The organism is Pseudomonas sp. G5001 (assembly GCF_013385475.1).
Classification (GTDB): domain Bacteria; phylum Pseudomonadota; class Gammaproteobacteria; order Pseudomonadales; family Pseudomonadaceae; genus Aquipseudomonas.
In genome coordinates, this window is sequence record NZ_JACAPZ010000001.1 from 79,568 (window position 1) to 103,917 (window position 24,350).

A 24,350-nucleotide genomic window follows, 5' to 3' on the forward strand; every position below is an offset into this window, starting at 1 on the left:
AACCCCGCGCCGGATCAGCGCGGGGTCATGCAGGTGCACACTATCAGTTGAACAAGCTGTAGAAGAATAGACGGATGCTATCCCACACGCGTCGGAAGATACCACCTTCGTCGACGGCGTCCAGAGCGATCAGATCGGCGCTGTGCACCACCTTGTCGTCCAGCTTCACTTCGACTTTACCAATCACATCGCCCTTGGCGATCGGTGCGACCAGTTGCGGGTTCATGGTCATGCTGGCAACCAGCTTCTTGAGCTGGCCTTTAGGCATGGTCAGGGTCAGGTCTTCAGCCAGGCCGGCCTTGACTTGATGGGTCGCGCCTTTCCACACAGGGGCCTGAGCCAGCTCGGTGCCTTTCTGGTAGAAGGTCTGGGTTTCGAAGAAACGGAAGCCATAGGTCAGCAGCTTTTGCGTCTCGGCCGCACGGGCCTGCTCGCTGTTGGTACCGAATACCACGGCAATCAGGCGCTGGCCGTCACGGACAGCGGACGACACCATGCAGTAGCCGGCTTCTTCGGTGTGGCCGGTTTTCAGGCCATCGACAGTCTTGTCACGCCACAGCAACAGGTTGCGGTTAGGCTGCTTGATGTTGTTCCAGAAGAACTCTTTCTGGGAGTAGATCGCGTAGTGCACCGGGTCGACACGAATGATCGCGCGAGCCAGGATCGCCATGTCGTGAGCCGACGAGTAGTGCTCAGGGTTCGGCAGGCCGGTCGGGTTCATGAAGTGGCTGTTGGTCATGCCCAGGTCGGCCACGGTTTTGTTCATCATGTCGGCGAACGCATCTTCGCTGCCGGCGATGTGCTCGGACAGGGCTACGCTGGCGTCGTTACCCGACTGGATGATGATGCCGTGCAGCAGGTCGCTGACGGTCACTTGCGAGCCGACCTTGATGAACATCCGCGAACCGCCGGTGCGCCAGGCGTTTTCGCTGACGGTCACCGGATCGTTTTCGCCGATCTGGCCGCGACGGATTTCCAGGGTCGCGATGTAGGCGGTCATCAGCTTGGTCAGGCTGGCTGGGGGCAGGCGCTGGTCACCGTTGTTCTCCACCAGCACGTTGCCGCTGGCGGCGTCCATCAGGACCCAGGCCTTGGCAGCCAGTTGCGGGGAAGCTGGCACCATTTCAACCGCCCAGGCGGCCGGGGTGATGATCAGCGAAAGAAGCAGGCACGTGCGTTTGGCTAAGGTGGTGATGTTCATCCGTCTCTCGAAATTGCTTATGGAAACTTGCCCTCGCGGGCAAAACTATTCAGACAGCCCGTCGCCAGACTGTCGCGTGTTCGGTTGCATGCCCACCCCTTGCCCCTGGGTTTTTATTGTTCAACGAGCCAACAACCAGGGCTCAAACCCGCATGCGAGCCTGAGCCATCAATCCTTTGTACTGCTTACTCGGCGGTGACCACGCTGGGTTGCCCCAGGTTGGCCAGGCGCACGCTGTTCTGCACTTGCGCAACTTCACTCGGCGAGCCGATCGGCCCCATGCGCACACGGTGCAGGGTCTGCTGGTTACGCACAATAGAGCTGATAAAGACTGGCGCGCTGACCATCCCGCTGAGCTTGGACCTTAGCAGCTCTGCCGCGTCCGGGTTGGCGAAAGCGCCGACTTGCAGGTACTGGCCGCCCACGGTAGAGGCTCCCGGTGCTGCATGCGGAATGACCACCGTGTCCGGGGCGTGCTGCGCCGGCGGCGGGGTCCACTGTTCGATCTTGCCGGCCGAGGCCGTGACTTGCGGTTGCGGGGTTTGCGGTTCGTTGAGCATCAACGGTGCCGGCTTGCCGCGCTGGGCCCAGTACTGGGCCGGGTCGATACCTTCGACCTTCACCCGGGCGGTGCCGATTTCGGCATACCCGAGTTTCTTGGCGGCGGCGTAGGACAAGTCGATGATCCGGTCCGAATAGAACGGCCCACGGTCATTGACCCGCAGGATTACCGAGCGGTTGTTGTCCAGGTTGGTCACGCGTACATAGCTGGGCAGCGGCAGGGTCTTGTGCGCCGCGCTCATGCCGTACAGGTCATAGACTTCGCCGTTGGCGGTGTTCTGGCCGTGGAACTTGGTCCCGTACCAGGACGCCGTACCTGATTGCACGTAGGTCTTGGAGTCTTGCAGCGGGAAGTAGTTTTTGCCCAGCACGGTATAGGGGTTGGCCTTGTAAGGGCCGGTGTGCAGGGTCGGCGTGGCATCCGGGATCTTCGAAACATCCACATCCCACCACGGCGCGCCGTCTTTGTGGGCGCGGTTGATATCCAGCCCCGGCTGGGAGCGGATCGCCGTGCCAGCGGTTTTTTGCACCGGTGCACGACTGGTGGAGCAACTGACCACCAATAACGACAATGCGGCGTACGCCAACAGCTTCAGGGGTTTGTACATCGGTGATACCGGCATTACTTGACGCCCCGTGCTTGGACCAGCATGTCTGACAGTTGATGCACGGCCATGGCGTACATCACGCTGCGGTTATAACGCGTGATTGCGTAGAAATTCTTCAGGCCCATCCAGTATTCGGGGCCATTTTCGCCTTCGAGGCGGAACGCCGTCACCGGCATATCATCGCGTGGCGCATTCTGACTCGACCAGCCCAGCGCCCGCAACTCCCCGACCGTCTTGACCGGCTCGATACCCTGGGTCAGGCCTTCATCGGCGCGCTCACCGGTCACATCGGCGCGAATCACCACCGGCTCGCCGGCTACCCAGCCGTGGCGCTTGAAGTAGCTGGCGACGCTGCCGATGGCGTCATCGGGGTTGCTCCAGATATTGATATGGCCGTCGCCGTCGAAATCCACGGCGTAGGCGCGAAAGCTGCTCGGCATGAACTGCGGCAAGCCCATGGCCCCGGCGTAGGAGCCCTTGAGGGTCAACGGGTCGACCTGCTCTTCACGGGCCAACAACAGGAACTCGCGCAGCTCTTTGCGGAAGAATTCGGCGCGTGGCGGGTAGTCAAAGCCCAGGGTCGACAAGGCGTCGATCACCCGGTAGCTGCCGGTGTTGCGGCCGTAGAAGGTTTCGATGCCGATGATTGCCACGATCACCTGGGCCGGTACGCCGTATTCCTGCTCGGCGCGGGCCAGCACCGCTTCGTGCTGGCGCCAGAAGTCCACGCCCCGCGCCACGCGGGCGTCGGTCAGGAACATCGGGCGATATTCCTTCCACTGCTTCACGCGCTCGGCGGGCCGGGAGATGGCGTCGAGGATCGCCTGCTTGCGCTGGGCCTCGCGGAACACGCCCATCAGCTGTTCACCGGCGAAACCATAGTCACGGGTCATCTCACCGACAAACTCGGCGACCTGGGGCGAACCGTCGTAGTCGCCGGCCTGCGCTTCCTGCACAGCGGCTCCCAGCAGGCCCAACAGGCCCATCCAGGACACGTGCCGGGCAGCCCAGCCGCGCATTACTTGCATTGACATCTTCACCTTATTCAAACCTGTGCGATCCACTTACGATGGGTATGGATCGACATCAAAACCCCAAACGCTGACAGCAATGTCACCAGCGAAGTTCCGCCGTAGCTAATGAACGGCAACGGCACCCCAACCACCGGCAACAGGCCACTGACCATACCGATGTTGACGAAAACGTAAACAAAAAACGTCATGGTGAGGCTGCCGGCGAGCAATTTGCCAAACAGGGTTTGCGCCTGGGCAGTAATCACCAGGCCGCGCCCGATCAGCAGCAAGTAAATCAGCAACAGTGCGCAGATGCCCACCAGGCCGAACTCCTCGCCCATCACCGCGATAATGAAGTCGGTGTGGCTTTCCGGCAAAAAGTCCAGGTGCGACTGGGTGCCCAGCAGCCAGCCCTTGCCGAATACGCCGCCGGAACCGATGGCCGCCTTGGACTGGATGATGTTCCAGCCGGTGCCCAGCGGATCGCTCTCCGGGTCGAGGAACGTGAGGATTCGCTGCTTCTGATAGTCGTGCATGAAAAAGAACCACATGGCCACGGCCACCGGCACGGCGGCGGCCAGCACGCTGAGGATCCAGCGCCAGCGCAGCCCACCCATGAACAGCACGAACGCGCCGCCCGCCAGGATCAGCAGCGAGGTGCCGAGGTCGGGCTGGCGCACGATCAGGATAAACGGCACGCCGATCAATATCAGGCTGATGCCCACGTGCTTGAGCTGGGGCGGCAGTGTGCGTTTTGACAGGTACCAGGCGATGGTCGCAGGCATCAAAATCTTCATGAATTCCGACGGCTGGAAGCGAATCACCCCCGGGATGTTGATCCAGCGCGTCGCGCCCATGGCGTTGTGCCCCATGACATCCACCACCACCAGCAGCAACACGCCGGCGACATACCCCAGCGGCACCCAGCGCGCCATGAAGCGCGGCTCCAGCTGGGCGATCACCACCATCGACAACAGGCCCAGGCCAAACGACGACGCCTGTTTGATCAGCAAGTCCCAGTTCTTGCCACTGGCCGAATACAACACGAACAGGCTGCCGGCGGCCAGGGTCAGCAGCAGGATCAGCAACGGGCCATCAATGTGCATGCGCTGCAGCAAAGTGGCGCGGCGGCGCATCACATCCTCGCTGGAGAGGATGCGGTCAAAATTACTCTTCAAGGGCCGTAGCCTCCACACTGGATGGGGTGCCGCCATATTCGGGCTTGAGCTTGCCGTCTTCGGTCAACAGCCAGGCATCCATGATCTGACGCACCACGGGCGCTGCTACGCCGGAACCGGATTCACCGTTCTCGACCATCACCGCCACGACGATCTTCGGGTTGTCGGCCGGAGCAAAGCCGACGAACAAGGCGTGGTCACGGTGGCGTTCCTGAACCTTGGAGCGGTCGTATTTCTCGCCCTGCTTGATCGCGACCACCTGGGCCGTACCGCTCTTGCCGGCAATCCGGTATTGCGCACCGGCTGCCGCTTTACGAGCGGTACCCCGGGCGCCGTGCATCACTTGCTGCATGCCGTGGTTGACCTTGGTCCAGTCGGACGGGTCGCGCAGCACAATGTCGGGAATCGGGTTTTCGTCCACCGGGCGTTCACCCTCGATGGTCTTGGCCAGGTGCGGACGGTTCCACACCCCCTTGTTGGCCACCAGCGCGGTGGCCTGGGCCAGCTGCAGCGGCGTGGCCTGCATGTAGCCCTGGCCGATCCCCAGGATCAGGGTTTCGCCCGGGAACCACGCCTGGCGCCGGGTCGCACGCTTCCACTCGCGGGACGGCATCAGGCCAGGGGATTCTTCGAACATGTCCAGGGAGACTTTCTGGCCGAGGCCGAACTTGCCCATGTAGGCCGACAGCCGATCAATCCCCAGCTTGTGGGCCAGGTCATAGAAGTAGGTGTCGTTGGAACGCATGATCGCCGTATCCAGGTCCACATAGCCGTCGCCGGTGCGGTTCCAGTTACGGTATTTGTGATCGTAGTTGGGCAGCATGTAGTAGCCGGGGTCGAACACCCGGCTCGATGCCGTGACCACGCCCGAGTCCAGGCCGGCAATCGCTACCGCCGGCTTGATGGTCGAGCCCGGCGGATACAGGCCGCGCAATACGCGGTTGAACAGCGGCCGGTCGATGGAATCACGCAGCTCGGCGTAGGCCTTGAAGCTGATCCCGGTGACAAACAGGTTGGGGTCAAAACTTGGCTGGCTAACCATCGCCAGCACTTCGCCAGTGCTCGGATCCAGTGCCACCACGGCACCCCGACGCCCGCCCAGGGCCATCTCCGCCGCTTCCTGCAACTTGATGTCCAGGCTCAGCACGATGTCCTTGCCGGGCACCGGGTCGGTACGTTTGAGCACCCGCAGCACGCGGCCACGGGCGTTGGTCTCGACTTCCTCGTACCCCACCTGGCCGTGCAGTTCCGGCTCGTAGAAACGCTCGATGCCGGTCTTGCCGATATGGTGGGTGCCGCTGTAGTTGACCGGGTCGAGGGTCTTGAGCTCTTTCTCGTTGATCCGGCCCATGTAGCCGACCGAATGCGCAAAGTGCGCCCCTTGCGGGTAGTGGCGAACCAACTGCGCCACCACTTCCACACCCGGCAGACGGAACTGGTTCACCGCGATCCGGGCGATCTGCTCTTCGGTCAGCTCGAACAGGATCGGCACCGGCTCAAACGGCCGGCGCCCCTGTTTCATGCGCTTTTCGAAAATCACCCGGTCTTCCGGCGTCAGTTGCAGCACCTCGACGATCACATCGAGGATCTGCTGCCAGTCACCGGAGCGTTCGCGGGTCATGCTCAGGCTGAAGCTGGGCCGGTTATCCGCTACCACCACGCCATTGCGGTCGAAAATCAGCCCACGGGTCGGCGGAATCGGCTGCACGTGCACCCGGTTGTTTTCCGACAATGTGGAGTGATAGTCGTACTGGATCACCTGCAGGAAATACAGGCGCGCAATCAGCACCCCCAGCAATGCCACCACCAAAATCGCGCCAAAGACCACCCGCGCGCGTACAAGACGTGCGTCTTTCTCGTGGTCCTTGATGCGGATCGGCTGGGTCATCAGGCAGGGCGCAGATTATTTGTGGTAAGGGTGCCCGGACAGAACTGTCCAGGCGCGATACAGCTGTTCACCGATCAGAATTCTTACCAGCGGGTGCGGCAGTGTCAGGGGCGACAGCGACCAGCGCTGGTCCGCCCGCGCGCACACTTCCGGCGCCAGCCCCTCGGGGCCGCCGACCATGAAGTTGACCGTGCGCGAATCCAGGCGCCAGCGATCCAGTTCCACCGCCAACTGCTCGGTGCTCCAGGGCTTGCCGTGCACTTCGAGGGTCACGATCCGCTCGTTGGGCCCGACCTTGGCCAGCATGGCTTCGCCTTCCTGACGGATAAAGCGGGCCACGTCGGCATTCTTGCCCCGGGTATTGAGCGGTATTTCCACCAGTTCCAGCGCCAATTCGGATGGCAGGCGCTTGGCATATTCATGCCAGCCTTCTTCCACCCACTTGGGCATGCGTGAACCGACAGCGATCAGACGCAGGCGCACAGCCGTTCCTTATTCCTGGTCTTTGTTGAGCTTGTCGAAGTGCGCGTGGCCGACTTCAGGGCTGTGGTGCTTGCCATCGGCGGCACGGCTCTGCTCGGCGCCTTTCCACAGACGCTCCAGGTCGTAGAACTGACGGGCGTTGCTGGTCATCATGTGAACGATCACGTCGTCCATGTCCAGCAGTACCCAGTCGCTGTCGCCCTTGCCTTCTTCACCCAATGGCTTGACGCCCTGGGCTTTGACCGCTTCGCGAACCTTGTCCAGCATCGCGCCGATCTGGCGGTTGGAGGTACCGGTGGCGATGATCATGAAGTCGGTGATGCTCTGCTTGTCGCGCACGTCCAGGACCTGGATGTCCTGGGCCTTCACGTCTTCCAGGGCAGCCACGGCAACCTTCACCAGCTCTTCGCCGGCCAGCTCAGGGCCGGTGTGGGCTTCTACTGGCAGAGGAGCGCTCTTGAACGTGCCTTTGCGCTTAACTTTGCTTACGTCTTTGTTCGTCATATAAAACTCGTTTTGCTCGTATGTTCGGGCGCTCGCTGCACGACTGTTCGTGCGTTCAAGCGCGCCTTTTCAGTTCGACGCACGGTAAAGCCCGTGCGCATCGATGTAGGCCAGGACCGCGTCAGGCACCAGGAAACGTACCGACTTCCCGCTGGCCAGCAGTTGACGGATCTGGGTGGCAGACACCGCAAGCGGGGTTTGCCAGACGAATGCAATATTCCCGCTCGGCCCGGTCAGGGCCAAAGGGTCACTTACCGACCGCGCCGCCAGCAGGTTGCGCAAGGCATCCGGCGATTCTGCGTCGGCATCCGGGCGTTGCAGCACCAGGATGTGGCAATGCTGGAGCAACTCTTCCCAGCGATGCCAAGTGGGCAGGCCGCAAAACGCGTCCCAGCCCAAAAGTAGAAATAACTGGTCATCCGCGGCCAACTCGGCCCGCATCAGTTCCAGGGTGTCGACAGTGTAGGACGGTTTGTCGCGCTTGAGTTCGCGGTCGTCCACCACCAGCGGTGCAATGCCGGCCACAGCAAGGCGGACCATCTCCAGGCGCTGCTGCGCAGACACCTGCGGCGTATCGCGATGCGGCGGCCGGGCATTCGGTGCCAGGCGCAGTTCATCCAGCCCGAGGGCGTCCGCGACTTCCAGTGCACTGCGCAAATGGCCGATGTGCACGGGGTCGAAGGTGCCGCCGAGCAGCCCGATGCGTTTACCCATCAAGTGCGCACATGACCGTCACCGAACACCACGTACTTCTCGCTGGTCAGCCCTTCCAGGCCAACCGGGCCGCGTGCGTGGAGCTTGTCGGTGGAGATACCGATCTCCGCCCCCAGGCCGTACTCGAAGCCGTCGGCAAAGCGCGTCGAGGCGTTGACCATCACCGAAGCGGAATCCACTTCGTTGAGGAAACGCCGGGCATCACTGAAATGCTCGGTGACAATGGCGTCGGTGTGCTTGGAGCCGTATTGATTGATGTGTTCGATGGCCTGGTCCAGGTCGTCGACGATGCGGATCGACAGGATCGGCGCCGTGTATTCGGTGTACCAGTCCTGCTCGGTGGCCTCGATCACGTCGCTGCCGAGGATCGCCCGGGTACGCTCGCAACCACGCAGTTCAACGCCCTTGTCGCGGTAGATGGCAGCCAGCGGCGGCAGCACGCGATCGGCAATGCCGACGTGCACCAGCAGGGTTTCCATGGTGTTGCACGGGGCGTAGCGGTGAGTCTTGGCGTTGTCGGCAATGCGGATCGCCTTGTCGAGGTCGGCGGCGATGTCGATGAACACGTGGCAGACGCCGTCCAGGTGCTTGATAACTGGCACCTTGGCATCACGGCTCACGCGTTCGATCAGGCTCTTGCCACCCCGTGGCACGATCACGTCGACGAATTCAGGCATGGTGATCAGTGCGCCAACGGCGGCGCGGTCAGTGGTCTCGACCACCTGCACCACTTCGGCGGGCAGCTCGGCCACGGCCAGGCCCTGCTGAATGCACGCAGCGATGGCACGGTTGGAATTGATGGCCTCGGAACCGCCCCGCAGGATGGTGGCGTTGCCCGACTTGAGGCACAGGCTCGCGGCGTCGATGGTCACGTTCGGGCGTGACTCATAGATGATGCCGATCACGCCCAGGGGCACGCGCATCTTGCCGACTTGAATGCCGGAGGGCAGGTAGCGCATGTCGCGGATTTCACCGATGGGGTCAGGCAGCTTGGCCACCTGACGCAAGCCTTCGATCATGTCGTCGATCCGCGCCGGCGTCAGCGCCAGGCGATCCAGCAATGCAGGCTCCAGGCCATTGGCGCGACCGTTGGCCAAATCCTGTTCATTGGCGGCGCTCAGCTCGGAGCGCGAAGCATCCAGAGCGTCGGCGGCCGCCAGCAAGGCGCGGTTCTTCTGCGCAGTGCTCGCACGGGCGATCAACCGCGAGGCCTGACGGGCAGCGCGACCCAGGCGGGTCATGTAGTCAAGAACGGACTCAGTCATGGTCTGGTGGGGTCTTGGCAAAGAGGAAAGCGGCAGATTATAGCTGTGACGCCGTCCTACGGACAGCGGTGAGGGGCGGATGGTCGAAATGAACTGTAAAAACCCGACGTTCAGCGGGAATTAAGGCTGGAGTTGTTATCATCCTGTCACATTTAGCCGTATTACCTTTGATCGCCATGTCCAGTTTCTCGCCGCTGATCCCCGCCAACGCCCTGCCCGACGGCTTTTTCGACCGTGACGCGCAACTGCTCGCGCGCGAATTGCTCGGAAAAGTCATTCGCCATCGTGTTGGTGATTTGTGGCTGTCGGCACGAATTATCGAAACCGAAGCGTATTACCTCGCCGAAAAAGGCAGCCACGCGTCCTTGGGCTACACAGAAAAGCGTAAGGCTTTGTTTCTGGATGGCGGGCACATCTATATGTACTACGCCCGTGGCGGTGATTCGCTGAACTTCAGCGCCCACGGTCCGGGCAATGCGGTGCTGATCAAATCAGCCTATCCGTGGGTCGACGAAGTCTCCGGCCCGGCCAGCCTGGCGCAGATGCTGCTGAATAACCCGGACGCCAGCGGCAGGCCACGGCCCTCGCAAAAGCTGTGCGCCGGCCAGACCTTGCTGTGCAAGGCGCTGGGTTTGAAGGTGCCGATGTGGGACGCCAAGCGCTTTGACCAGGAACTGCTCTACGTGGAAGACGTAGGGCTGGCGCCAGCGCAGATCATCCAGACCACCCGCCTGGGCATTCCCGGTGGGCGCGATGAACACCTGATGTACCGCTTCGTCGATGCCGGTTATGCGCCGTATTGCACACGGAACCCGCTGCGCCGGGGCCAGGTCGAAGGCCGCGACTATTTTTTGATTTGAAAACATACATAAACCTGTAGGAGCCCGGCTTGCCCGGCGATAGCGGACTCAAGGACGCCATCGCCGGCAAGCCAGGCTCCCACAAGGACGATCTACAAAAGGGAGTTGATTGTATGGGCCCATGGCTCGATAGCATTACCGGCTGGCTGACCCTGAACCCGCAATGGCTGGCCGTGGCGGTGTTTATCGTGGCGTGCGTGGAGTGCCTGGCCATTGCCGGCCTGATCGTACCTGGCACGGTATTGCTGTTTGCCATCGCCGCCCTGGCCGGCAGCGGCGCACTGTCACTGGGAGAAACCCTGTTGCTGGGCTTCCTCGGCGGCGTGTTGGGCGATGTTGTTTCCTACTTCCTCGGTCGCCATTTCCACCAGAACATCCGGCGCCTTCCCGGCCTGCGGCATCACCCGGAATGGATGAGCGGCGCCGAGGCTTACTTCCAGAAGTACGGCATCGCCAGCCTGTTGGTAGGCCGCTTCATTGGCCCGCTGCGGCCGATGTTGCCGATGGTTGCGGGCATGTGCGACATGCCCTTCCCGCGTTTTGCCGCCGTGAGCCTGCTGGCCGGTGCAGGCTGGTCGGTGGCGTATCTGTTGCCGGGCTGGGCCACCGGCGCGGCCTTCCGCCTGCCATTGCCCGAAGGCTTCTGGCCAGAGGCCGGGATTGTCGCCGCCTGTCTCGCAGTGTTGATCGGCGTAAGCCTCAACAGCAGCCTGCGCGGCCATCGGCGCGCCACCCTATGGATTGGCTGCATCGGCGGCACACTGTTGATCGCGTTGTTTATCGGCTATCCCTACCTCAACGACTTTGACCAGGGCTTGATGGCACTGGTGCAGGAACACCGCGGCCCGGCGATCGACCGGGCAATGGTGATGGTGACCCAGCTCGGCGAGTTCAAGAAGATGTTTGTCGCCAGCGCGGTGCTGACCGGCCTGCTGGTGGTGGCGCGGCAATGGCGCCAGGCAATCTTTGTCGGCGCCACCCTGCTGGGCGCGGCGCTGATCAATACCGGGACCAAGCTGTTTTTTGCGCGGATGCGCCCCGAAGTGCTGACCGACCCACTCACCAGCTTCAGCATGCCCAGCGGCCATGCGTCCGGCTCGTTTGCATTCTTCCTGGCCTTGGCAGTGCTTGCCGGTCGCGGTCAACCGACACGACTGCGCCTGACCTGGCTGGTGCTTGGCTGCATTCCCGCCGCCACCATCGCGATTTCCCGGGTGTACCTGGGTGCACACTGGCCGACGGACATCCTGGCCGGCACCCTGCTGGCAATGACGGTGTGCGCCTTCAGCCTGACGTTAAGCCAGCACCGCAGCCTGTTGCCACCGATGCCGCCGAGAGTCTGGTGGCTGATCCTGCCGGTGTGTGGCGCGGTGCTCGGGTTCATTGCGTTTACCGGCACTTCCCACGCGCTGCTGAGGTATGCCTACTAGGCAGGCCCCAGCCAATCCAGGGGTGCAGCGCGGCGTTCGACGCTGCGCTCGCGCCGCTCCAGAAGCATTTCGTCAGCCATCTCCGCGGCGCGTTCGGCGATGTACTCCGCGCCGCGACCGTCGTTCATATGAAGAATTTGCGTGGTGACGGCCATAAAAAACGCATCCCACACGACTTGCTCCGATTGCGAAAGCCGAATCATCCTTTCCCCCTGATCATCGTTACGTGACTGCCAACTATTTCAGGCAACGGGATCAGGACAACCACGGAAAATCTGAAGACCGGGAAGGACAAGTCCGAGTGACACTCGCGGGTCAGGTGAACAGCTCGCCCTGCAACTCATCCAGCAGCAACTGGATCGCGTCCAGGCGCTGTTGCGGGTCATCGAGTTGCAACAGGTCGATCTTGTCGGCCTCGGTAAAGGGCAGCAGATAGGCCAACTGATTGCCCAGGGCTTGCTGGCCATCGGCGTGGGTGCCCATATCCAAAGACGCCACCATCGGATGCTCGGCCAGGGCATGAAGCAACGCCAGCAAGTCAGCGTCTTCCTCTTCCAGCGGTTGCTCGGGATGCTCGTGCAGCCATTGCACCTCTGCCACCAGCAACTGGTCCTTCTGCACACCGGCATCACGCACGCGGAAACGCCGGCCACCCTCGACCCGAATCCCCAGCAGGCCATTGTCCTGCTGCTTGAAGTCGCGGATCAGCGCCTCGCAGCCAATCAACGCATAGCCATCCGGCGCCAGCCCCACTTCCTTGCCGTCGAGGATGCACACCACGCCAAAGCTTTCGCCCTTTTTCATGCAGCGGCTGATCATGTCCAGGTAACGCGCCTCGAACAGCTGCAGGTCGAGGGTGCACCCGGGAAACAGCACGGTATTGAGCGGGAAAAGCGCCAGACTCATAAAGGTTTCCTTAAACCCGACTTAAATAACCAGCGACACGGCCAACGGCAGGAACACCGCCGTGGCCACGCCCATCAGACTCATGGCCAGCGCCGCAAAGGCGCCGGTCTCTTCGCTTTCCTGCAAGGCCACCGACGTACCTACGGCGTGGGCGGTCATGCCCAGCGCCATACCGCGCGCTTCGGGGCTGTGCACGCCCAACCGTGACAGATACGCCGGACCGATCATCGCGCCGATCACCCCGGTGATCAGCACGAACACCGCCGCCAGTGCCGCCACGCCGCCGATCTGCTCGGCCACCAGCATCGCAATCGGTGAGGTCACGGACTTGGGTGCCATGGTCATCAGCATCATGTGTTCGGCGCCAAACCACCAGCCCAACAGCACGCACAGGCCGGTGGCCAATACGCCTCCCACCACCAGCGTAGTAAAAATCGGCCAGAACAATTGGCGAATTCGTCGCAGATTCAGGTAAAGCGGCACCGCCAGGGCTACCGTCGCAGGGCCCAGCAGGATGCTCATGATCTCGGTGCTCTTGCGGTACTCGACGTACGTCAGGCCACAGCCGAGCAACACGCCGATCACCAACAGCATCGACACCAGCACCGGTTGCAGGAAAATCCAGCGGGTTTTCTCGAAACCGGCCAGCACCAGCTGATAGGCGCCGAGGGTGATGCCGATGCCGAACAACGGGTGATGAATCACGGCGGCCCAGGCGCCCTGCCAGTCCAGTGTCATTGGCCGTCCTCCCGCTGCGCCTGGCGCTTGACCAGTTTCTGCATCAGCACGCCGACAAAGCCCATGGCGATCACCAGCGACAACACCAGCGCGCCGACGATGGCCCAGAAGTCGGCGGCGATGTCCTTGGCATACACCATCACGCCGACCGCAGGCGGCACCAGCAGCAATGGCAAATAACGCAGCAGGCTGCTGGCCGCCAGGTTCAGGGGCTCACCGACTTCGCCGCGCCATACCAGGAAGGCCAGCATCAGCAGCAGCCCGATAATCGGCCCCGGCAGCACCGGGACAAACAAATGATTGATCGCCGTGCCGAGTAATTGAAACAGCACCAGCCATGTCAGACCGCGTAACAGCATCCGTTCTTCCCCCCAAAAGCGTGTCGGCATTATAAGCACGCTGCCTCTATGGAGCGGCATTCGCCAAAAGCATGGTGGGTTGACCGGGCCAAGTGCCCGTGATGATCTACATTGGTTCTCTGGACCTGTCCAAAACTACAAAAACGATGAAGCCAACCGAGCAAAGAAGGAGAGTCGCAATGCCCTCAGTACCCGTAGCGCAACTCAAAGAATATGTCGGCAAGGAACTGGGACGTTCTGCATGGCTCACCATCGACCAGGAACGTATCAACCTGTTCGCGGAAGCCACCGGCGATTTTCAGTTCATCCACGTCGACCCGGTGAAAGCCGCCCAGACCCCGTTTGGCGGCACCATCGCCCACGGTTTCCTGTCGCTGTCGCTGATACCCAAGCTGATCGAAGACATCCTGATCATGCCCGAAGGCCTGAAGATGGCGGTCAACTATGGCCTGGACAGCGTGCGCTTCATCCAGCCCGTGAAGGTCGACTCCAGGGTGCGCCTGGCCGTGACCCTGACCGACGCCACCGAGAAAAAACCTGGGCAATGGTTGCTTAAAGCCACCTGCACCCTGGAAATCGATGGCCAGGAAAAACCGGCCTACATTGCAGAATCGTTGTCACTCTGCTTCGTCTGAAGGCTGGCTGTGGTGAGCCCGTCCGCTCACCACAATTCATGTAAATTTATGTATAGATCTCGCAGCTGCGGCATACTCGGCGCTCAATTATCCGGATCCCGCTATGCGCCCACTCGCTCCCCTTGCTCTTGTCCTGTTGCTCACCGCGTGCGGCGACGGCGAATCGCTGTTGCCGCCCGATGCGCGGCTGCCCGATGGCGGTCGTTACCGTGGCGATGTGGTCAATGGCTTGCTGCAAGGCCAGGGCCGGGTGGATTACCCCAATGGCAGTTGGTACGCGGGCCAGTTCGATAAAGGCCAGTGGCACGGCCAGGGCGAATGGCATGGCAGCAACGGCGAGGTCTATAAAGGCCAGTTCCAGCAGGGCCTGTTCGACGGCCAGGGCAGCCTGACCACGGCGGCCAACAGCTACGTCGGCGGTTTCAAACAAGGTAAGCGCAACGGCGAAGGCACCCTCAAAGAGGGGCAGATGACCTATCGCGGCGAATTCAAGGACGACCAGTATTCCGGCCTCGGCCGCCTCGAGCTGGCCGACGGCAGCCAGTACCAGGGCCAGTTCGCCCACGGCAAGCCCAACGGCGAAGGCCAGCGCAACGACGACAGCGGCAACCAGTTCAGCGGCCGCTTCGTCGATGGCCAACTGGAGGGCAACGGCACCTTCAACAGCGCCGACGGCGACATGTACATCGGTCATTTCAAACAAAACCAGCTCAACGGCAAGGGCCGCTACGAAAACGCCGACGGCGACGTATGGATCGGCGAATTCAAGGAAGGCGCCCTCAGCGGCAAGGGCGAACTGATCGGCGTCGATGGCAGCCACTACGTCGGCCAGTTCGTCGACTGGCGCTTCACAGGCACAGGCCGCCTGAACCTCACCGACGGCAGCTTCTATATTGGCGGCTTCGACAGCGACAGCTATCAAGGTCGTGGCACTTTGGTGCTCACCGACGGCACCGTGCAGGCCGGCACCTGGGTCAACGGCATGCGCGTGCGCGACGCCGAGGGCAAATTGTTGCCTGACCCGCTGGAAATCGGCCTGTTTGCCCAGGGCCACTTGCTGGATGCCGCCCTCGCCGCCGTGCCCGCGTCCAAATCGGGGGTGGAGCTGTACACCCTGGTGGTGGCCGGCGACGGCAAACAAAGCGTGTTCCTGCGCGAAGCCGACTACGTCAGCAACATGCTCGCCACACGCTTCGGCGCCTACGGCCAGATCCGCCTGGTGAACCATCGCGACCATATTGCCGACCGCCCGATGGCCACTCGCGAAAGCCTGCGCCGCGCAGTCCAGACCCTGGCCGAACGCAGTGGCCCGCAAGACCTGGTGTTTATCTACCTGACCAGCCACGGCACTCACGAGCACGAACTGGTGCTCGACCAGCCGCGCATGGAGCTGGCCGACCTGCCGGCCGATGAGCTGGCCGCCGTGCTGGCACCGCTGAAGAACCGCGACAAGATCATCGTGATTTCGGCCTGCTACTCCGGCGGGTTCATCCCGGCCCTGAAGGACGAACACACCCTGATCATGACCGCCTCGCGCGCCGATCGCGTGTCGTTCGGCTGCTCCGAAGAGGCAGACTTCACCTACTTCGGCGACGCCCTCTTTGCCCAGGCCTTCAACCAGACCGACGACTTGCAGCAAGCCTTCAAGCTGGCACAGACCCACGTGGCCGAACGCGAACAGGCGGACAACTTCGAAGCCTCCGAACCGCAGATCTGGGCCCCCAAAGGCGTAATCGCCCATTGGCAATTATTACGCAAACAGCAGGCACGAAAGGCGCTCGAAAGCGTCTCAATGAATAGCAAGGAAGCCAAGAGCAACTAAGCTGAATCTGTATCAAGGGGGAAACATCATGTACCTGACGCCTCAGCATATCTTGCTCGCCGGAGCCTCCGGCCTGACCGGGGAGCACCTGCTGGACCGCCTGCTCAACGAGCCGACCGTGACCCGCGTGCTGGCACCCAGCCGCAAGCCTCTGGCCGAGCATCCACACCTGGAAAACCCGGTGGGCGACCCGGCAGTATTCCTGCCGCAACTGAGCGGCCAGGTGGACATCGCCTTCTGCTGCCTGGGCACCACCATCAAGCAGGCCGGCTCCGAAGAAGCGTTCCGCGCCGTCGACCTGGACATGGTCGTGGCCTTTGCCAAGCGCGCCCGGGAAATGGGGGCGCGGCACCTGATCGTGATCAGCGCAATCGGTGCTGACCCGAAATCCTCGATCTTCTACAACCGCGTCAAGGGCGAGATGGAACAGGCGTTAAAAGCCCAGGATTGGCCGCAGTTGACCATCGTCCGACCTTCGCTGTTGTTGGGTGAGCGATTGGAACCGCGGCTGGCCGAGCAACTGGCCGGGCCATTGTCGCGGCTGATTCCGGGCAAGTACCACGGCATTGAAGTGTGCGAACTGGCGCGGGCGATGTGGCGACTGGCGCTGGAAGAGCAGGATGGGGTGCGGGTTATAGAGTCGGACGAGCTGCGCAAGCTCGGCAAATAACACGTAATTCCAGGCAGGACACCATCCAAATGTGGGAGCGAGCAAGCCCGCTCCCACATTGGATTTCTGTTAATAATGGGATTAAGTACTACAGCCCGCCCGTCGCATTGAACCCAACCCCCAGCACCGTCAGCACCGACAGCGGCAACAGCAGCGTGTCGAGCAAGGCACTGGCCGGCAGGTCGACATGGGGATAGCTCGGCGCCTCGGCCCCAAAACGGTCCATCGCGCAGCACCCGCCCTGAATCGCATACATGTCCAGCCGCGTGCCGGCATACACCACCGGCGCGCCGGGCTGGGCGGCGTCCAGGGTTCGCGCAGTCGCACACCCGGTCAGTTGCAGCGCCAGCAGCACCATCAATAGTTTATTCATCACTGCTCAAATGGTGCTCGCCCCAGCGCGGCAGCATGTCCTGGGGAATGTTCAGCAGGTTGAGAATCCGCGCCACCACAAAGTCCACCAGGTCATCGATGGTCTGCGGCTGGTGATAGAAGCCCGGCGACGCCGGCAAGATAGTCACGCCCATGTTCGACAGCTTGAGCATGTGCTCCAGATGGATGCTCGAATACGGCGCTTCGCGCGGCACCAGAATCAACTGGCGACGCTCCTTCAAGGTCACGTCCGCCGCGCGCTCGATCAGGTTGTTGCAGGCGCCCGTGGCAATCGCCGACAGGGTCCCGGTGGAACACGGCACCACCACCATCGCGGCCGGCGCACCGGAGCCCGACGCCACCGGTGACATCCAGTCTTCCTTGCCATAGACCTTGATCTGCCCCGCCGCCGCACCGGTGTACTCGGTGAGGAAGGCCTGCATCATCTGCACTTTGGGCGGCAACGCCACATCGGTCTCGGTGGCCAGCACCAGTTGCGCGGCCTTGGAGATCAGGAAGTGCACCTCGCGGTCTTCGCGCACCAGGCAGTCCAGCAGGCGCAAGCCATAGGGCGCGCCGGACGCACCGGTCATCGCCAGGGTGACGCGTTCCGGGCCGCTCACTTCAGGGCCTCGGCGAGTTTGCCATGCAGGCCGCCAAAGCCGCCGTTGCTCATGATCACCACGTGAGTGCCGGGCCTGGCCTGGTGTTTCACGTGCTCGATGATGCCTTCCAGTGAGTCGCGGCAAATCGACGGCACCGTGCACAACGCGGCGATGGCAGGCAGGTCCCAACCGAGGTTGGCCGGCGCGTACCACACAACCTGGTCGGCATCGTTGACGCTTTCCGGCAAACCATCACGGTGGGCGCCCAGCTTCATGGAGTTGGAGCGCGGCTCGATAATCGCGATCACCTGGGCATCACCCACACGCTTGCGCAAGCCATCCAGGGTAGTGGCGATGGCCGTCGGGTGGTGGGCAAAGTCGTCATAGATGGTAATCCCATTCACTTCGGCGACCTTTTCCATCCGGCGCTTGACGCTTTTGAACGCGCTCAAGGCCGCAATGCCCATGGACGGCACCACGCCGACATGCCGCGCAGCCGCCAGGGTGACCAAGGCATTGGCGACGTTGTGCTGGCCGGTCATGTCCCAATCGACGATGCCTTGGGCGACGCCTTCGAACAGTACTTCAAATTTGGAGCCATCTTCGCTCAGCAGTTTGACCTGCCATTGGCCGCCAGCACCGGTGGTTTGTACCGGGGTCCAGCAGCCCATCTCGATAACTCGCTGCAGGGCAGGTTCGGTGGTGGGGTGAATCACCAGGCCTTCGCTGGGAATGGTGCGCACCAAGTGGTGGAACTGCCGCTCGATGGCCGCCAGATCAGGGAAGATGTCCGCGTGATCGAACTCCAGGTTGTTCAGGATCGCCGTACGCGGGCGGTAGTGAACGAACTTGGAGCGTTTGTCGAAGAACGCGCTGTCGTACTCATCGGCTTCGATGACAAAAAACGGGGTGTCGCCGAGGCGCGCCGACACCGAGAAATTCTGCGGCACGCCACCAATCAGGAAGCCCGGGCTCATGCCCGCATGCTCCAGCACCCAGGCCAGCATGCTGCTGGTGGTGGTCTTGCCATGGGTACCGGCAACGGCGAGTACCCAACGGCCTTGCAACACATGGTCGGCCAGCCATTGCGGGCCAGACACGTACGGCAAACCTTTATTCAGTACATATTCGACTGCCGGGTTACCGCGCACCATGGCATTGCCGATCACGACAAGGTCCGGGACCGGGTCGAATTGCGCCGGGTCATAACCTTGGGTCAGCTCAATGCCCTGGGCCTGCAGTTGCGTGCTCATGGGTGGGTAAACGTTGGCATCGGAGCCAGTAACATGATGGCCCAGTTCTTTGGCGAGCACCGCCATCGAGCCCATGAACGTGCCGCAAATACCGAGAATATGAATGTGCATAGTCGACCTCGTAAAACATCGAGGCAGGTTAGCGCAGGGAAGGGAAAATCGCACTCTTTAGCTGTAGCACGCAGGCCTTGGGGGGTAGCCGCCATTGTTTGTCAGAGCGTAGGGGAATATTCGATAAGTCCGGTGCCACAGGATGCATGCATGGCATCGGACCCATCGCCAGTTTGACTGAGCATCATCCATGACTCGAAAGTTTACGCGGGGTTATGTCACACGACTTTTGTTTCGGCAGACTCTGCCGGTAATGACATCGTGCCCATGTGCAACAACTTCCCTATGAACTTGTTTAATGCGTCGAATTTTTTATCAATAACATCCAGACGGCCTTTGTCATCGGTGCCGTCTGCGGGAGTGGCAATGTAAGGCCGGAATACCATGTCGTTTTCGTCCCCCAGTTTTTTAAGCTGTTCCTCCGCAGTTTTATACAAGGCCTCAAGCGTTTCGAGGCGCTCGCTTGGCGTACGCGACGAGGAGTCGCTCATTTTAAGTGCCGGAGCATTCGTTCCTTGACGCATTGCCATAATATTGTTGGCAATGACTTCCATGCGCAACTCGGCCAGGCCCAAGCGCGCGGTCGTGGCACCCGTGTCGGTGTCCTGCGTGGCGACGACCGATGTTGTCCCGTCGGTTTTCGCGGCAGGCACCTGCGTGCTTGGAGCCGGCTGGTGAGCCGGAGGGAGCAGTGGCGTATTGTTTGTAAACTGCGCCTTGATTGTCTCGCCAGACCAAACCGAGCCTGCGTAGGTACCAATACTCAGGGGAGCGCTGACCAATCCGCTTATACCCGCACTGACAAAGGCGTCGCGGGCTACCGTTGCCGCCTGGGGCGAGGTGTTGAACACCCCGGCCTTGACCAGCCGATCAGCAACCATCAGGTTTTGAGTCACCTGTGCCAAATCTTTAGGATCTGCGCTGGCCTGAGGCTTGAACGGCCGGTTGGCAGGCCCTTGGTTCATCAATTTTTGTTGTGTCAGCGTTTGAAAATTATTGGGTTTCTCGGGCTTGGGTAACGTTGTGGAGGTGTCTGTGGCCGGATTTTTCCCTAACCGGGGTTTAGGTTGGGGAGCTATTGGAGGGGAGCTGCCCTGGCCACCGGGACGTACTATCGGAGGCGTTACACCGCCATTGCGCGGGGCCGGTGGTTTATTCACTGGAGGTAGATTGACCGTGTTGGGCCGAACTCTAATACTATTCATGATTATTATCTCACTTGTTGTTACTATTTACCCATAAGCGCTATTAGCGAGTTATCGAGACAATCGACAACCGCCAACTTAGTAACTAAACAGATAATGAACGTTCCAGAAGACAGTCACCCACACACGAAAATACATGACAAAACATTAATACGGTGCGACGCCATTATTTAACGCACAGTCGCCCACAACACAGATTGATCACTCACAGCCAGAACAGGTAACGTCATCATTACACCTGACGCGCTATACCATACTTACGTAACTTTCTATAAAGCGTATTTCTACTGACTCCAAGCACCGTCGCCACGTGCGTCATATGCCAGCGTTGCTGCACCAATGTTGCCAGCAATGCCTGGCGCTCGGCAGCATCCAGCAATGAGTTTGCCGGTTCACTCACCGCCACCGGCACGGTTTGCACGGCACGAATCTGTGCAGGCAGGTCATCAAGCCTCACCCGCCCGTCCTCACACAGTGCGGCGAGGGTGCGCAACACCGTGCGCAACTGCCGCACGTTGCCCGGCCACGCGAACGCCAACAGGGCCTGGCGGGCCTCGCCGTCAAGCTGCACCGCCTGATCTCCCGCTTCTTCGGCCAACAGGAAGTCCAGCAGTTGCAACTTGTCACTGCGCTCGCGCAACGGCGGCAAGGCCACTTCCAGGCCATTGAGCCGGTAATACAGGTCTTCACGAAAACTACCGTCCTGCACCCGATCAAGCAGATTACGGTGGGTAGCGCTGATAATTCTGACGTCCACCGCTTGCGGTTCACCGCCGATGGGCACTACCAAGCGGTCTTCAAGCACCCTTAATAGCCGGGTTTGCAAAGCCAGCGGCATATCGCCGATTTCATCCAGAAACAACGTGCCACCATCCGCCTGCTGCAGCTTGCCGCGCATGCCTTCCTTGCGGGCGCCGGTAAAACTGCCGCCGCGATAACCGAACAGCTCGCTTTCGATGAGGCTTTCCGGGATGGCTGCGCAGTTGAGGGCCACAAAGGCTTTATCTGCGCGCAGGCTTGCATGGTGCACGGCCTTGGCAAACGCCTCTTTGCCAGACCCGGTTTCCCCCTGGATCAGCAAAGGCACATCACGCTCGAACACCCGCAAGGCTCTGCGGAAATCGTTTTGCAGCGCCGCGTCTCCAAGGCAAATGCCCGGCAATCGCGGCCGCTCCGGCAAGGCGTGGGCCACCGGCACCGGGACGCTGCGTGGCTGGCCGCGCAACACCGCGAACAAGCCACGGCCATCGCGGGTACGCAGGGGCCAACTGGCGCTGGCGTTCGCGCTGGCACGCCCGAGCAACTCATCGAGCGAACAATCGAAAAACGCCTCGACCGGCTGCCCCAACAACCCGCCACGGATTTGCCCGAGCAGGTTCAACGCACTCTGGTTAACCGCGCAAATGCGCCCTTCACCATCGAACGCCAGCAGTCCTTCGCTGAACAGGCCCACAGACTCTGCCTGCAAATGAAAGCGCAGCAACCAGTGGTGCTCAAAATGGCGCAGGAAGTAACAGCTCTCGATCATCTTCGCCGAAAGATTGACCAGCGCCATGGTGTGGAACTGGCTCTGGCGCGACACCGCCTCCCGGGCCGAAGACACATCCAGCACCGCCAGCAGTTCGCCATGAGGGTCGAACACCGGGCTGGCCGAGCAGGTCAGGCCGGTATGTCGGCCACGAAAGTGTTCATCGCGATGAATCGTCAGGGACTGGCGCTCCACCAGGCAGGTGCCGATGCCGTTGGTGCCTTCGCAGGCCTCGCTCCAATCGGCACCCAGCCACAGCCCGGCACCCTCGAAGATCTTGCGCTCGCTGGGGGCGGTGACGCAGTTGAGGATCACCCCACGGGCGTCGGTCAGCAGCACCGCATGGCCGGCGCCGGAGAGCTGTTGATGCAGGCTGTTCATTTCATTGCCGGCGATGCTCAGCACTTGTTGCAGGCGTTCGCGGCTTTCCAGCAGGCGGCCATGTTCGAGCACCGTGGGCGCGATGGTCAGTGCGGGGTCGAGGTGATAGTCCTCAAGACAACGCAGCCAGGAGCGGGCGATGGACGGATCGCTGCCGGGGCCATGCAGCGGGTCCTGCCCACGGGTGACCGTCAGGACTTGTTGGGCATGGCGAATGAAATGATCGTTTTGCATGTTCTTATTATTCTCCCTGCGTGAAGTACACCGCGCGCGAGTGCCCAGCATCCTCCAGCCTCCCGACCATTGCAATCCCGGGCAGACCCACCGGTCACAGGCTGTACCGCTTATGGCACAAACTGTCACCCAGGCTGTACCAAGCTTGCCACAGCAACGGTTTGCAACAACCTCTAAACCCTTGATTTACAGGCTCTACGAGGCACTGGCCCGACCTTTGCTCTACGCTTTAACAAGCACAACCGTGCGTCCTCCAATAAACACAAAAAGCCAGGAGATACCCACCATGCGTTACGCACACCCCGGTACTGAAGGCGCGATCGTTTCGTTCAAGGCCAAGTACGGCAACTACATCGGCGGTGAGTTTGTCGCGCCGGTCGATGGCAACTATTTCACCAACACCTCGCCGGTCAACGGCAAGCCCATCGCCGAATTCCCGCGCTCCACTGCCAAGGATATCGACAAGGCCCTGGACGCCGCCCACGCCGCCGCTGACGCCTGGGGCAAGACCTCGGCCCAGGACCGCTCGCTGGTACTGCTGAAAATCGCCGACCGCATCGAACAGAACCTCGAACTGCTAGCCATCACCGAAACCTGGGACAACGGCAAGGCCGTGCGCGAAACCCTGAACGCCGACATCCCGCTGGCCGCGGATCACTTCCGCTACTTCGCCGGCTGCATCCGCGCCCAGGAAGGCAGCAGCGCCGAGATCAACGAACACACCGCCGCTTACCACTTCCACGAACCGCTGGGCGTGGTCGGCCAGATCATCCCGTGGAACTTCCCGCTGCTGATGGCCGCCTGGAAACTCGCGCCAGCCCTGGCCGCCGGTAACTGCGTGGTGCTCAAGCCTGCCGAGCAAACCCCGCTGGGCATCAACGTGCTGATGGAACTGATCGGCGACCTGCTGCCGCCGGGCGTGCTGAACGTGGTGCACGGCTACGGCAAAGAAGCCGGCGAAGCCCTGGCCACCAGCAAGCGCATCGCCAAGATCGCCTTCACCGGCTCCACGCCAGTGGGCTCGCACATCATGCACGCGGCCGCCGAGAACATCATTCCGTCCACCGTTGAGCTGGGCGGCAAGTCGCCGAACATCTTCTTCGCCGACATCATGAAAGCCGAACCGCAATTCATCGAGAAGGCCGCCGAAGGTTTGGTGCTGGCGTTCTTCAACCAGGGCGAAGTGTGCACCTGCCCTTCCCGCGCGCTGGTGGAAGAGTCGATCTACGACGACTTCATGAAAGTGGTGATGAAGAAGGTCGAGTCGATCAAACGTGGCGACCCGCTGGACACCGACACCATGGTCGGCGCCCAGGCGTCCGAGCAGCAGTTCGACAAGATTTTGTCCTACCTCGAAATCGCCAAGGGCGAAGGCGCCGAGCTGCTGACCGGCGGCAAGGTCGAGAAGCTGACCGGCGATCTGGCCACCGGCTATTACATCCAGCCAACCCTGCTCAAAGGCACCAACAAGATGCGGGTGTTCCAGGAAGAAATCTTTGGCCCGGTGGTGAGCATCACTACCTTCAAGGATGAAGCCGAAGCCCTGGCGATTGCCAACGACACCGAGTTCGGCCTGGGTGCCGGCCTGTGGACCCGCGACATCAACCGCGCGTACCGCATGGGCCGGGCGATCAAGGCCGGGCGTGTATGGACCAACTGCTACCACCTGTACCCGGCGCATGCCGCGTTCGGTGGTTACAAGAAATCCGGTGTGGGCCGTGAGACTCACAAGATGATGCTTGATCACTATCAGCAGACCAAAAACCTGCTGGTGAGCTACGACATCAACCCGCTGGGCTTCTTCTAACTGACAACCCGCTCCCACA

24 protein-coding genes are annotated in these 24,350 nt (G+C 61.5%); 6 read left to right on the top strand and 18 right to left on the bottom strand.

Going from position 1 to position 24,350, the window contains the following annotated elements:
* Positions 1-43: 43 nt before the first annotated feature.
* From HX805_RS00370 to HX805_RS00410, 9 genes are all read right to left on the bottom strand, one after another.
* The gene (locus tag HX805_RS00370; RefSeq protein WP_003215437.1) at positions 44-1,201 is read right to left on the bottom strand and encodes a D-alanyl-D-alanine carboxypeptidase family protein; all 1,158 of its coding nucleotides are present in this window, start codon (positions 1,199-1,201) and stop codon (positions 44-46) included.
* Positions 1,202-1,386: 185 nt separating this feature from the next.
* Complete coding sequence (locus tag HX805_RS00375; protein ID WP_003215436.1) at positions 1,387-2,385, bottom strand: septal ring lytic transglycosylase RlpA family protein; 999 nt, start codon at positions 2,383-2,385, stop codon at positions 1,387-1,389.
* Entirely contained in the window at positions 2,385-3,398 is a 1,014-nt protein-coding gene (gene mltB, locus HX805_RS00380; RefSeq protein ID WP_003215435.1) for a lytic murein transglycosylase B, read from the bottom strand. Before mltB ends, HX805_RS00375 begins: the two co-directional genes overlap by 1 nt.
* A gap of 17 nt (positions 3,399-3,415) precedes the next feature.
* Positions 3,416-4,519 (bottom strand): rod shape-determining protein RodA, encoded by a 1,104-nt coding sequence (gene rodA / locus HX805_RS00385; RefSeq protein WP_050442794.1) that lies wholly within the window; start codon positions 4,517-4,519, stop codon positions 3,416-3,418.
* Between the two features lie 31 nt (positions 4,520-4,550).
* Positions 4,551-6,449: a penicillin-binding protein 2 gene (gene mrdA, locus HX805_RS00390; protein WP_003215433.1), complete on the bottom strand. Its 1,899-nt coding sequence runs from the start codon at positions 6,447-6,449 to the stop codon at positions 4,551-4,553.
* A gap of 15 nt (positions 6,450-6,464) precedes the next feature.
* On the bottom strand, positions 6,465-6,932 hold the full coding sequence (rlmH, locus tag HX805_RS00395; RefSeq protein ID WP_003185785.1) for a 23S rRNA (pseudouridine(1915)-N(3))-methyltransferase RlmH: 468 nt from the start codon (positions 6,930-6,932) through the stop codon (positions 6,465-6,467).
* Positions 6,933-6,941: 9 nt separating this feature from the next.
* Positions 6,942-7,436 (bottom strand): ribosome silencing factor, encoded by a 495-nt coding sequence (rsfS, locus tag HX805_RS00400; protein ID WP_003215432.1) that lies wholly within the window; start codon positions 7,434-7,436, stop codon positions 6,942-6,944.
* Positions 7,437-7,505: 69 nt separating this feature from the next.
* Positions 7,506-8,150, bottom strand: a complete 645-nt coding sequence (nadD, locus tag HX805_RS00405) for a nicotinate-nucleotide adenylyltransferase (RefSeq protein ID WP_003215431.1) — start codon at positions 8,148-8,150, stop codon at positions 7,506-7,508.
* Positions 8,150-9,415 (bottom strand): glutamate-5-semialdehyde dehydrogenase, encoded by a 1,266-nt coding sequence (locus tag HX805_RS00410; protein WP_003215430.1) that lies wholly within the window; start codon positions 9,413-9,415, stop codon positions 8,150-8,152. Before HX805_RS00410 ends, nadD begins: the two co-directional genes overlap by 1 nt.
* A 176-nt stretch (positions 9,416-9,591) precedes the next feature.
* Between HX805_RS00410 and HX805_RS00415 the strand changes: the two genes are divergently transcribed.
* Both HX805_RS00415 and HX805_RS00420 read left to right on the top strand, forming a co-directional pair.
* The gene (locus HX805_RS00415; protein ID WP_102369965.1) at positions 9,592-10,275 is read left to right on the top strand and encodes a DNA-3-methyladenine glycosylase; all 684 of its coding nucleotides are present in this window, start codon (positions 9,592-9,594) and stop codon (positions 10,273-10,275) included.
* 113 nt (positions 10,276-10,388) lie between these two features.
* Complete coding sequence (locus tag HX805_RS00420; RefSeq protein WP_003215428.1) at positions 10,389-11,705, top strand: bifunctional DedA family/phosphatase PAP2 family protein; 1,317 nt, start codon at positions 10,389-10,391, stop codon at positions 11,703-11,705.
* On the opposite strand, the gene HX805_RS00425 is transcribed toward HX805_RS00420, so the two are convergent.
* The 4 genes from HX805_RS00425 to HX805_RS00440 all read right to left on the bottom strand — a co-directional run bounded on the left by HX805_RS00425 (position 11,702) and on the right by HX805_RS00440 (position 13,708).
* Entirely contained in the window at positions 11,702-11,908 is a 207-nt protein-coding gene (locus HX805_RS00425) for a hypothetical protein (RefSeq protein WP_003215427.1), read from the bottom strand. The two genes, HX805_RS00420 and HX805_RS00425, sit on opposite strands and share 4 nt — an antisense overlap.
* Before the next feature lie 112 nt (positions 11,909-12,020).
* A complete protein-coding gene (locus HX805_RS00430) occupies positions 12,021-12,611 on the bottom strand; it encodes an LON peptidase substrate-binding domain-containing protein (RefSeq protein WP_003215426.1) in 591 nt (196 codons plus the stop codon).
* Between the two features lie 21 nt (positions 12,612-12,632).
* Entirely contained in the window at positions 12,633-13,349 is a 717-nt protein-coding gene (locus HX805_RS00435) for an LrgB family protein (RefSeq protein ID WP_003215425.1), read from the bottom strand.
* Positions 13,346-13,708 carry a CidA/LrgA family protein gene (locus HX805_RS00440; RefSeq protein ID WP_008436537.1) on the bottom strand — a complete coding sequence of 121 codons (363 nt, stop codon included), beginning with the start codon at positions 13,706-13,708 and terminating at the stop codon, positions 13,346-13,348. The genes HX805_RS00435 and HX805_RS00440 overlap by 4 nt, the downstream gene beginning before the upstream one ends.
* Positions 13,709-13,887: 179 nt before the next feature.
* Between HX805_RS00440 and HX805_RS00445 the strand changes: the two genes are divergently transcribed.
* The 3 genes from HX805_RS00445 (at position 13,888) to HX805_RS00455 (ending at position 16,835) form a co-directional block, all read left to right on the top strand.
* Positions 13,888-14,343, top strand: coding sequence for a MaoC family dehydratase (locus tag HX805_RS00445; protein ID WP_003215423.1), 456 nt, complete (start codon positions 13,888-13,890; stop codon positions 14,341-14,343).
* A 103-nt stretch (positions 14,344-14,446) separates the two neighbouring features.
* Positions 14,447-16,165: a C13 family peptidase gene (locus tag HX805_RS00450; RefSeq protein ID WP_177045742.1), complete on the top strand. Its 1,719-nt coding sequence runs from the start codon at positions 14,447-14,449 to the stop codon at positions 16,163-16,165.
* A 28-nt stretch (positions 16,166-16,193) separates the two neighbouring features.
* Entirely contained in the window at positions 16,194-16,835 is a 642-nt protein-coding gene (locus tag HX805_RS00455) for an oxidoreductase (RefSeq protein ID WP_003215421.1), read from the top strand.
* A gap of 88 nt (positions 16,836-16,923) precedes the next feature.
* Here the strand turns inward: HX805_RS00455 and HX805_RS00460 are convergent, their stop codons facing one another.
* The 5 genes from HX805_RS00460 to HX805_RS00480 form a co-directional block, all read right to left on the bottom strand.
* The gene (locus HX805_RS00460; RefSeq protein WP_023659172.1) at positions 16,924-17,208 is read right to left on the bottom strand and encodes a YceK/YidQ family lipoprotein; all 285 of its coding nucleotides are present in this window, start codon (positions 17,206-17,208) and stop codon (positions 16,924-16,926) included.
* Complete coding sequence (ubiX, locus tag HX805_RS00465) at positions 17,201-17,830, bottom strand: flavin prenyltransferase UbiX (protein WP_003219402.1); 630 nt, start codon at positions 17,828-17,830, stop codon at positions 17,201-17,203. Before ubiX ends, HX805_RS00460 begins: the two co-directional genes overlap by 8 nt.
* Entirely contained in the window at positions 17,827-19,176 is a 1,350-nt protein-coding gene (gene mpl / locus HX805_RS00470; RefSeq protein WP_003219401.1) for a UDP-N-acetylmuramate:L-alanyl-gamma-D-glutamyl-meso-diaminopimelate ligase, read from the bottom strand. Before mpl ends, ubiX begins: the two co-directional genes overlap by 4 nt.
* A 218-nt stretch (positions 19,177-19,394) precedes the next feature.
* The gene (locus HX805_RS00475) at positions 19,395-20,381 is read right to left on the bottom strand and encodes a hypothetical protein (protein ID WP_256348063.1); all 987 of its coding nucleotides are present in this window, start codon (positions 20,379-20,381) and stop codon (positions 19,395-19,397) included.
* A gap of 232 nt (positions 20,382-20,613) precedes the next feature.
* Entirely contained in the window at positions 20,614-22,524 is a 1,911-nt protein-coding gene (locus HX805_RS00480) for a sigma-54-dependent Fis family transcriptional regulator (RefSeq protein WP_177116500.1), read from the bottom strand.
* 286 nt (positions 22,525-22,810) lie between these two features.
* Between HX805_RS00480 and HX805_RS00485 the strand changes: the two genes are divergently transcribed.
* Positions 22,811-24,331, top strand: coding sequence for an aldehyde dehydrogenase family protein (locus HX805_RS00485; RefSeq protein ID WP_003219398.1), 1,521 nt, complete (start codon positions 22,811-22,813; stop codon positions 24,329-24,331).
* Positions 24,332-24,350 lie beyond the last annotated feature (19 nt).